The 9997-nt window shown below is 37.3% G+C and carries 12 protein-coding genes; 5 read left to right on the top strand and 7 right to left on the bottom strand.

All coding sequences use genetic code 11. From position 1 onward, the window contains the following. Window positions 1-464: 464 nt before the first annotated feature. A complete protein-coding gene (locus CVS84_RS09175) occupies window positions 465-1961 on the bottom strand; it encodes a C69 family dipeptidase (RefSeq protein ID WP_107692028.1) in 1497 nt (498 codons plus the stop codon). A gap of 201 nt (window positions 1962-2162) precedes the next feature. Between CVS84_RS09175 and rpmI the strand changes: the two genes are divergently transcribed. Together rpmI and rplT are read left to right on the top strand one after the other, a co-directional pair. Then, window positions 2163-2354, top strand: coding sequence for a 50S ribosomal protein L35 (rpmI, locus tag CVS84_RS09170; RefSeq protein WP_012000969.1), 192 nt, complete (start codon window positions 2163-2165; stop codon window positions 2352-2354). Between the two features lie 99 nt (window positions 2355-2453). Further along, window positions 2454-2810 carry a 50S ribosomal protein L20 gene (gene rplT / locus CVS84_RS09165; protein WP_004317321.1) on the top strand — a complete coding sequence of 119 codons (357 nt, stop codon included), beginning with the start codon at window positions 2454-2456 and terminating at the stop codon, window positions 2808-2810. Between the two features lie 228 nt (window positions 2811-3038). Here the strand turns inward: rplT and dapF are convergent, their stop codons facing one another. Both dapF and coaE read right to left on the bottom strand, forming a co-directional pair. Beyond that, window positions 3039-3782: a diaminopimelate epimerase gene (dapF, locus tag CVS84_RS09160; protein WP_107692027.1), complete on the bottom strand. Its 744-nt coding sequence runs from the start codon at window positions 3780-3782 to the stop codon at window positions 3039-3041. Between the two features lie 48 nt (window positions 3783-3830). After that, entirely contained in the window at window positions 3831-4427 is a 597-nt protein-coding gene (gene coaE / locus CVS84_RS09155) for a dephospho-CoA kinase (protein ID WP_107692026.1), read from the bottom strand. Between the two features lie 80 nt (window positions 4428-4507). Here coaE and purM point away from each other — a divergent pair, with 80 nt between their 5' ends. Genes purM through CVS84_RS09140 form a run of 3 tightly spaced genes read left to right on the top strand, consistent with a single transcriptional unit; the run spans window position 4508 to window position 6172 of the window. Beyond that, the gene (gene purM / locus CVS84_RS09150; protein ID WP_107692025.1) at window positions 4508-5491 is read left to right on the top strand and encodes a phosphoribosylformylglycinamidine cyclo-ligase; all 984 of its coding nucleotides are present in this window, start codon (window positions 4508-4510) and stop codon (window positions 5489-5491) included. Next, window positions 5491-5748 carry a hypothetical protein gene (locus CVS84_RS09145; RefSeq protein WP_107692024.1) on the top strand — a complete coding sequence of 86 codons (258 nt, stop codon included), beginning with the start codon at window positions 5491-5493 and terminating at the stop codon, window positions 5746-5748. The genes purM and CVS84_RS09145 overlap by 1 nt, the downstream gene beginning before the upstream one ends. Window position 5749: 1 nt before the next feature. After that, window positions 5750-6172: an RDD family protein gene (locus CVS84_RS09140; protein WP_107692023.1), complete on the top strand. Its 423-nt coding sequence runs from the start codon at window positions 5750-5752 to the stop codon at window positions 6170-6172. Between the two features lie 3 nt (window positions 6173-6175). Here the strand turns inward: CVS84_RS09140 and CVS84_RS09135 are convergent, their stop codons facing one another. The 4 genes from CVS84_RS09135 to CVS84_RS09120 form a co-directional block, all read right to left on the bottom strand. Next, complete coding sequence (locus CVS84_RS09135) at window positions 6176-6910, bottom strand: hydroxymethylpyrimidine/phosphomethylpyrimidine kinase (RefSeq protein WP_107692022.1); 735 nt, start codon at window positions 6908-6910, stop codon at window positions 6176-6178. A 92-nt stretch (window positions 6911-7002) separates the two neighbouring features. Next, window positions 7003-7572, bottom strand: coding sequence for a hypothetical protein (locus CVS84_RS09130; RefSeq protein WP_107692021.1), 570 nt, complete (start codon window positions 7570-7572; stop codon window positions 7003-7005). A gap of 90 nt (window positions 7573-7662) precedes the next feature. Further along, window positions 7663-8343 (bottom strand): response regulator transcription factor, encoded by a 681-nt coding sequence (locus tag CVS84_RS09125; RefSeq protein ID WP_021090255.1) that lies wholly within the window; start codon window positions 8341-8343, stop codon window positions 7663-7665. 1 nt (window position 8344) lies between these two features. Further along, on the bottom strand, window positions 8345-9994 hold the full coding sequence (locus CVS84_RS09120; RefSeq protein ID WP_107692020.1) for a sensor histidine kinase: 1650 nt from the start codon (window positions 9992-9994) through the stop codon (window positions 8345-8347). Window positions 9995-9997: the final 3 nt, after the last annotated feature.

Below are 9997 nucleotides of genomic sequence, written 5' to 3'. Positions count from 1 at the left end.
GTCGCAAGCTCGCAACTGCAAGCAGACCGTAAGTAGAAACCCCTTCTGCCACCAAAAGCCAAATTTTCACTATCACAACTCAAACAATAAATTTGTCACCCCAAACGCGGTGGATGACATCCGCTTCTTCTTAAGCTAAAGTAAAATTTATAAAAAACCCTGCTAAAAAGATCCTTGCCAAATTTCAAGCATTGCTTAGCTTTGCTATTAAAGATGCAGTTACAATGAAACGGACCTGATAGCAAAAATGGATTTATATCAATGTGAAAAAATTTAAAATTGTTTAAAAATTTGCGTGTTTTTTGAAAATCGCTGATATGTTTTTTGCCGAAATTAACGAGCTTTATGCATGGGACAAGGCATCAGCGTTTTTCCTTTGGGATAAAATTTGTCCGGCATTATAGACGCTCTTTGCCAAATTTTTGTTTAAATTTGGGCGCTACTAAATTTCACGCCCAAAACTTTTAGTCTTTTTTGCCTTTATTTAAAGATTTTAGCTTAGCGTCCATGTCGGCTGTAAGCATAGTAAAGACCTTGTTTGTAAGCTCCTGAGTTAAATCCTTAGCCTCTTGCATAGTCTTTTTACTAAATTCATTTAGGAGTTTGTCCGCTTTTTTCTTATCTTTTTTATAAAGCTTTACGTACTCATCTTCAAATTTAGCCTGTTTTACAGCCAACTCTTTTTCAAATTTAGCGTAGGCCTCTTTTACCACCGGTGAATACTTCTCATAGTCAGTCATTACAAGGGTTTGAAGTTTTCTATAAACCCAGTATATCGAAGTGTCGTCAGCGTCGTATGAGCCGTCTGAGTAGCCTTTTATAAAGCCATCAAGTCCCTCGTAATACGGCAAGTAAACGCTAAGATCAGCCATGCCAAGAGCGACGTAGGTCACACGGCCGATCTCTTTTGGTAGCCATGGGCGCACCTGCATGACGTGAGACTCGTATGTTCTAAAGACGCTTATGGCGCGGTAGATGTTTTTCTTATCTTCATCTTTGCTGGCGTAGTTATCAAACGCAGTGCCGTTGTAGTGGGCTCTCATCGCAGCTTTTAGGTCTTCAACACTTAGTTTTTTCTCTGGTTTTAAAAATACTGGAAATTTCTGACCATCGGCGAAGTCTTGTTTTAGACTTGGGTTAAACATGCTTTGAACCCAGCAAACGCGTGGGTAGTTGTAGGTCACATCCCTCTCATCGTCCCTTGTATAGGCCTTTGTGAAGTTAAATTCGCCATCTTTTGCAGGGTCATAAATCTTGTTATCGATCGCAAATTTTATGACATCTTTTGCGCCCATGAAATTTGGATCGTTCTCTTTATAGTTTTGAAGCCTGCCTTGATTTGCAGTAACAAAATACTCATCTGGAGCGATCTTTGTGGCGATCCACTTGTGTCCTGTACCTGTCTCAAAGTACCAAAGCTCGCTTGCATCGATAAATACCACACCAAAGCCCTCTCCAGCGCCCTTTGTCTCCACTATCTCGCCAAGAAGCTTAACGCCCTCTTTTGCACTCTTCATACGTGGCAAAAGCACGTCTGGGATGTCATCTTCAGTGATGCCACTCTCTTCGTTATATGGATCAACTTTTAAAAGCTCATCTTTTGCGTAGATAGTCTCAGTGCCACTTAGTCCAACACCAGCCTCGTTGTAGCCAACTGCTCCGTGAAGTTTTGTATGAGAGTTTGCGATGGTTGTGTATCTCATGCCATCTTTTGGAAGTGGATATGTAAAGTCATTTGCGCCGTCATGTGCCTTTGAGCTATGCATACCAGTTTGGTTTTTCTTTGCTGGATGGATCAAAAAGACTTGTGCCTTTACAGCCTTGCTGTCTGCGCTCCTGGCAACCAGCATGGAACCGTCATTTGAAGCTTTATCTCCTACTAAAATGGTAGTGCATGCCAAGCTACTTGTGCCTAAAATAGCACTCATAGCGACGATTGATGCAAGAATTTTGCCTTTCATTTTTACTCCTTTAGTAAAATAAAATTTCTTTATGTGATTATACGCCAAATTTAATAAATTAGTTCCATATTTTAAATTTTTTTTAAGTTAAATGTAAATTTATTGCAAATTTTGTCTAAGTGAAATTTAAATTTTCTAAAGGATTTTTCGCTATAATCCAAAACTTACGCAATTGCGTATAAAATTTCAAAAAGGATTAGCATGCCAAAGATGAAAACCGTTCGCGGTGCTGCTAAGCGCTTTAAAGTAGGTAAAAATAAGATAAAAAGAGGCTCTGCTTTTAGAAGCCATATCTTAACAAAAAAACCTAGTAAGCGTATGAGAGATTTGCGTGGCCCACAATATGTGGACAGCACAAATGTCCCAGCCGTTCGCAAAATGCTCGGCGTATAAGCAGCTGTAGATTTAAGTTTTTGACAAAAAGTCATTCAAACTCCCCCAAATTTAGGGGCAAGACTCACTTCGTGAGCGCCAATTTGTAAAAGGATAAATATGGCAAGAGTAAAAACAGGCGTAGTTAGAAGAAGACGCCATAAGAAAGTTTTAAAGCTAGCACGTGGCTTTTTCAGTGCTAGACATAAACACTTTAGAAAAGCTAAAGAGCAACTAGAGAGAAGTTTAGTTTACGCATACCGTGACAGACGCCAGAAAAAACGTGATTTCAGACGTTTATGGATCGTTCGTATCAACGCAGCTTGCAGACTAAACGACATTAGCTATTCAAGATTTATCAACGGCTTAAACAAAGCTAAGATCGAACTTGATAGAAAAATTTTAGCTGATCTAGCTATGAATGACGCGAAGGCATTTGCGGCACTTGCAAAACAAGCAAAAGATGCTTTGAAATAACACCTTTTCTCCGCTTCGGCGGAGATCTTCTTTTTTTTAATTTCTATTCAAATTTTTATTAAAATTTATTTTTCTAGTTTTTAACTTAGTTATTTTGTATTCAAATTTTAAATTAAAGCCACTATAAAAATTTTACTTCATCAGCTAGGTGCAAATTTAGTAATATAAATTTGAAAAATTTGCTTACCGTTACTAGCCAAGAATAAGTATAAAACTCGCCCTAAATAGCTAAATTTCGATACTCGTATCAAAGCAGTGTTTCACCGCTCCACTAAATAAAATTTTGCCGCTTTCCAGTCTAAGGCCAAGCTCCTCGCCACTTTTTGGATAGACTTTTAGACATTGCGCTGCGTTTAAATTTAAAGTAGCTCCGTAAAAGCAAGCCGCCATGCCAGTACCACAAGCTAGCGTCTCGTCCTCCACGCCCCTTTCGTAGGTTCTCACCTTTAAAACTTCGCCATCAAATTTGGCTAAATTTACATTTGCATTGTATTTTTGACGAAGCGCCCTGCACTCTTTGACGTCAAATTCCTCTAAATTTTGTGTGAAATTTACAAGATGAGGCACGCCAGTATCATAAAAATACCAAGTTTTGCCGTTTTCATTTATCGGTTCGCTTAAAATTTTTGGGCTTGTTAGCACGACCTCGATGCACTCATTTTTAACGCTCGCCATCACCTCGCCGCTACCAGTTAGCAAGGCAAATTCGTTTGATCTTACAAGGCCGTTTAGATAGGCATATCTAGCAGCCGCGCGCGAGCCGTTGCCACACATCGCAGCATAGCTTCCATCGCTGTTGTAAAACTCCCATTTCACACCCTTTTCGTAAGGCAAAAGCACGATGAGCCCATCAGCTCCCACGCCGTTTGTTCGGCTGCAAATTTGCCTTGCTAGCTCGCTTCTATCTTTGTTCAAAAATGTATGAAATATGACAAAATCATTACCGCTAGCGTTATACTTTGAAACTTGCATTATTTTTCCTTTAAAATTGCTCTACTCTTTTGCTAAATTTATATAAACTCAGCCACAAATTTGCCTTAGAAATTTCTCTAGTTCTTGCTCTAAATTTTCTTTATCGCCACTATTATCTATTATAAAATTTGCCTTTTTTCGCTTTTGCTCGATATCCATCTGAAGCTCTACTCTAGCTTTTGCTTCATTTAAGCTTAGCCCATTTCGGTTCATTAGGCGGCTTAGCAAAAGCTCTTTTGGCGCGTAAATCACAGCTACATTTTTAAACTCAGCGTAGCGATCCTCTTTTTCAAAAAATAAAGGGATATCGACAAAATAAACCTGCTCCAAGCACTCAAGTTTCGTAGCACGAGATAAAATTTCTTCCTTTATCTTTGGATGCAAAATTTGCTCTAAAATTTTTAATTTTTTTGGATCATTAAAAACAATGGCACCAAGTTTTTTGCGCTCTATCTTGCCAACTTCATCTAAAATTTGCTTGCCAAAAAATTCTACTATCTCACATTTGCAAATTTCAAGCTGCTCATGAGCGATCACGTCCGCATCAATCACGCTAAAGCCTCGTTCTTTTAGCAAATTTATAGCCGTGCTTTTACCGCTAGCGATCGAGCCTGTAATGACATAAGCGTTTGGAAATTTCTGCAAACTCGCTCCATTTTTGAAAATTGATGACAATTTTAGCAACTTTTGGCTAAAGTTTTAGAAAATTACAAAAAAGGGCAAAGATGATAAGCTATAAAGATGCTGGAGTGGATATAGATGCTGGAAATAGCTTTGTTGAGGCGATAAAGCCTTTCGTAAAATCTACACAAACACCAAACGTTATAGGTGGCATTGGGTCATTTTCAGGAGCGGTCAGACTACCAAGTGGATATAAAAATCCAGCTATTTTAGGTGCAACTGATGGCGTTGGCACGAAGCTTCGTCTAGCTATCGACGCCAAGAAATTTGACGGCGTGGGCGAGGATCTAGTCGCAATGTGCGTAAATGATCTCATCTGCAACTTCGCCACACCACTCTTTTTCCTCGACTACTACGCGACTGCAAAGCTTGAGATAGAGAGTGCCAAAGAGGTAGTAAAAAGCATCGCAAATGGCTGCAAAAAGGCACAATGTGCGCTTATCGGCGGTGAGACAGCCGAGATGCCATCGATGTATGAAAAAGGCGACTTCGATCTTGCTGGATTTGCCGTTGGTATCGCTGAGGCTGATGAGATCGACAGAAGTAAATTTGTAAAGACTGGTGACGTTTTAGTCGCACTTCCAAGCAGTGGTCTACACTCAAATGGCTTCTCTCTTGCAAGAAAAGTGGTAAGCGAGCTTGGACTAAAATTTGATGAAAAAGTAGGCGATAAAAAGCTCATCGACGTGCTTCTTGAGCCAACTAGAATTTACGTTAGCGACTTTTTAAGATTAAAAGATAAGATTACGGCAATGGCTCACATCACCGGTGGTGGTATAGTTGAAAACTTACCTCGCGTCTTTCCTGCTGGGCTTGGTACAAAAGTACAAAAAAACGCTATAAAAACGCCTGAAATTTTTAAAATCATCGCTCAAAAAGTAGAAGATAGAGAGATGATGAGAACCTTTAACATGGGCGTTGGCATGATCCTAGTTGTGCCTAAAGAAAACGTCGATGCTGTCCTAGCTAGCAGCGATGGCTACGTGATCGGTGAAGTAGTAAATGGCAAAGGTGTAGAGCTAATTTAATGCAAGAAAATAGCAAAAAACGCCTGCTAAAGACCGAAAATAAGAGCTTTTTTAATCTTAGCATTTATGAGTATATAGGCTGTTTTGGTGTACTAGAAAGCGATATCAAAAAACTTGATCTCTATAATCACTGGTGCAAGGTCTCACGCACCTCTACTATGCTCTGCGTCACGCATGATAATGGCGAGAGTGACAACCTAGTCTATCTATATGACTGGGAGAAATTTAGCCATATCTACATAAATACAGGAAATTGAGTTGGCAAAGCAAAAGGCAAAAATCGCATCTATTTGGGCTAGAGCAAAGGCCTTTGTTATCGATCTTTTTATCATCGGTATGCCGATATTTTATGCGACAACATATCTTGTGCTTGATGGCAAAGAGGCCTTTTTACATAACCAAATTGCCATTTTTGGTGCAAATAGCCTGATCTCACTTATAATGTGCCTTTTTTTTAGCATAAAAGCACAAACTCCGGGCTATAAAGCACAAGAAATTCATCTGATAAACCTAAAAACCGGTAGAAAACTAAGCTTTTTTCACACCATCTTGCGCCAAATTTGCTTTGCCTTTGCTGGCTTTAGCATACTTGGACTTTGCCTTTGTTTTTTTAGAAAAGACAAACTAAATCTGCACGACATCATCACTCACTCAGCTGCCGTGCAAAGATTAGAGAGGTAAATTTTACTTCGCTCCATGCCAAAGTAGGCGATTTTTACCAAGTTTTGTATCTATGCTCTCTTTTATAATAGAGCAAATATACTCTTTTGAAAGTTGTATAGACTCCTCTAAGCTCTTGCCCTTTGCTAAAAAGCAAGCAAGTGCAGTTGAGAAGCTACAACCAGTTCCACTCATTACAAGCGGATTAACAAGTGGGGTCTTAAAATTTCTTAGCGAGCCATCCTTTTTATAAAGTGTGTCTATGCTGCTATCTTCGCTGATATGTTTTTTTACAATGACGTCACAAGGCAAATCTTTATAATCATCGCCAAAAAGCACATTTGCCTCATCTAAATTTGGAGTAGTTACCGTAGCTAAGCTCATTAGCTCTTTTAGCTTTGTCACCGCACTATCTTTTATAAGCTTGTGTCCGCTTTTTGAGACGCAAACTGGGTCAAGCACTACTTTGGTATTTTGAGCCAGTAAAAACTCACGCACCACTTCCATAATCTCTTCACTAAATAACATACCTATCTTAATCGCATCAAAGCTAAATTCTTCCGCAAGCGTATTTAGCTGGTCTTTGACAAAACTAGGCTCTAAGCAAACTACACTCTTTACAGCATCCGTAGTCTCAGCGACCAAAGAAGTTACCGCTGTTGCACTATAACAATTAAGCCTAGCACATGTTTTTATATCTGCTTGAAGCCCAGCTGTGCCACTATTACAAGAGCCTGCGATGATTAGAATTTTTTTCATCGTTTTCCTTTGAAATTTTTGGCTTATTATAGAGGATATTATATAAATTTGAGTTTTTTAAAACAGAAGAAATTTGAGCAAAAAGCTCAAATTTATGAAAGTTTATTTAAGTCGTTATCGATATCTATATATATCGTAGTTGCGTTAAGATTTGTATGCTCAAAGCTAAGATCTATCTGCTTATCGCTCTCTTTATGTTCATTCATTTTAGCTAAAAGATCATCTTCTCTTAATCCATGCTCATTTGCTAAATTTGGATCTATTTCATTAAAACTAATATTTACGCTAGCCTCATCATTTTGCTCTTCTTGCTCTAAATTGGTTGCGCTAAGGATATCATCTACTTTTTCATTTATATGATCTAAAATCGATACATAGTCATTGCCAAGAAGCGCTTTAAACAATGCGTCAGTATCTATACTAGACTCACCAACATCATCGCTTACTACGCTACTGTCTAGCCAAAGAGTATCGTATCCGTTTATTGATATATCTTGTCCATCATTTGCAGTGATTGTAATGCTTGAGCTTTCGCTCTCGCCCTTTATAGCCTCTCCGATATATACTTTATCATTTACATCTAAAACTCTTACATGATCATTTTGGTCTATCGCTATAACATCAGATGAAACACTTTTAACTATACCAGCTACTGCTGCCATCTTTATTCCTTATTTTTATTTGTCGGTATTTTAGTATATTTAATTACTTTTGTATATTGTACTATGGTACAAGGTAGCGATAATTCTAAATCATTCAGATTTTGTGATTAAAATATATCCACTCTCACTGATATTTTTAAATTTCACACCAAGCTCACGCTTTAGACGAAGTATCACATTTTGGATAGCCGCCTTGCTAACATCGCTTTCATAGACAAATTCTTCTATCATCTCATAAGTAACTAGCTTATTTAGATTATAAGCAAAGAGCCAAAATATCTTATTTTGTAAAAAGCTAAGATAAATTTCAATGCCGTTTTTATAAATTTTCTCTCTTTTTAAATTTATACTCACCTCATCGCTTAAATAAACTAGCTTTTCATCTCGTTCAAAACTTAAACTAATAAGCATTGCTCTAAGATCCTTCATATCAATAGGCTTTTTTAAAAAAAGCATCGCCCCTTCCTCCATGCTTTTTATCAAATTTTCATCACTATCATAAGAGGTAAAGACGATAAATTTTTGGTGCGGCTTTGTACGTTTCATCTCATTCATCATCTCAAAGCCATTAAGCACTGGCATGTGAATATCGCTCATCACAATATCAAAGCCTTGCTTTTTAAATTTTTCCACGCCATCTTGTCCATTGCAGGCACCAATTACCTGTTCGCAATAAGGTTTAAGCCCACTAATAATAAGCTCTCTTGCCATATCGTCATCTTCGACTACCAAGACGGACGTCTTTTTTAAAATTTCTAAGACTTCTTGCATTTTAGTCCTTTAAATTTATATCAAAACTTAGCTCAAATACCGTTGGCTTTGCGTTATTTACGAGCCTTACATCACCATTTAGCTTTTCTTGTGCTAGCTTTTTAGCAAAATAAAGTCCTATACCATTTCCTTGCTTTTTAGTGGTATTTAGCCAAGTAAAAATTTTCTCGCTCATTTGCTCGCTTACGCCATTTCCATTGTCATAAACTCCGATGTAGCACTTATCTTCAAAGCTTCTAAATTTTATCTCGATGATACGCTTTAGTGGCTCATTTTTGTAGCTTTCGACAAGTGAGTCTTTTGCGTTGTGTATTAGGATTAACAAAATTTGTTGGATTATATTTTCTATCTGACGAACTTTTTGTTCATTAAAGCCGCTAAATTTTACACTAACATTTGCACGGCTTAGCTCTGTATGCATGAGAGTTATTAGATTTTTAATGCTTGTTTGTACCTCAAATTCGCTCACATTTTCAGCGCTTTTGTAAAAATTTCTAAAAATTTCAATAGTACTTGAAAGAAGTTTGACCGAGCTTTGCCCTTTTTCAAGTAAATTTATTAGCTCCTCGTCGTTTAATTTGCCTTCTTTTTTTAACATTATGCACGAGCTTAGCATTAGTTTTAGCGAATTTACTGGCTGAATGAATTGATGGTTGATACCACTTATTAGCTCGCCAGCCTCACTCATTTTGGCTCTATGAGTTAGCAAAGTTTCATACTCATCTTGTATCTTTTTTATCTTGTTATACATAAAATTATGAAGAATATTTGCTAAAAATGTGAGCGCAACGAAGGCAAAGAGCAAGCTTAGGGCATTTTTTAAAGCTTCTTTTGTTAAAGCTGAAATTTCCTCTTCATTATTTGTGCCAGCTCCTATGAACCAATTTATCGTTGGTATCTCAGCTACTTGGATTAAATTTTGTCCTATTTTTAAGCTTGTAATGTCTTCATCTTTTAAAAACAACTCTTTAAATTTCTCCTCGATCTCTTTTTTTAAAGCAAGATCAGGTATCGATGTTAAAATTTCACCGCTATGAGTCACCAAAAATGAGTAAGAATTTGGCGCAAGGCTAAAATTTTTAATGCTGTTAAAGATATTTTCTATACGCACGACGCCACAAAGCGCTGCTTTAAATTTCGCTTGTTTTGTGACTGGAACGCATAAATTTAGAGTTGAGCCTTTTAAAATTTTATGTTTTTGCATGAAATTTACGCTTGGGGCATTTGTATTTTTTGTCTCAACATACCAGATAAGCCCTGCTCTTTCGCTCTTTGGCATAACTTCTTCTAAAATTTTTTCTCCATCTACAAAAATTTCTCCATCATCCCTTAAAAGCTGCATTAGATCAAATTCTTTCGCGTTTTGCTTAAAGAGCTTTATAAAGCCAGCTATCTTTTCATCGTCATCTACGATACCTGCATTTTGTATAAATTTTGATGCACGAATGAGTGAATTTATACGTTCATCAAGCCAAATTTGAAAGTTATTTACGATATTTTTGCTAACTGCTATGTTATTTTTATCAGATAGCTCTATGATTTTCTCTTTTGCATTGCTATAAATATTTAGCCCAAGAAGTATTACAAAAAGGCTAGCAAGCAAGATGATGGCGTAGATTTTAATATTTTGTGATTTTAAATTAATACCCATACG

This window comes from Campylobacter concisus (assembly GCF_003048575.1).
GTDB classification, from domain to species: domain Bacteria; phylum Campylobacterota; class Campylobacteria; order Campylobacterales; family Campylobacteraceae; genus Campylobacter_A; species Campylobacter_A concisus_U.
The sequence above is the reverse complement of the archived record's forward strand: the minus strand, read 5'-3'. Positions and strand labels throughout refer to the sequence as shown.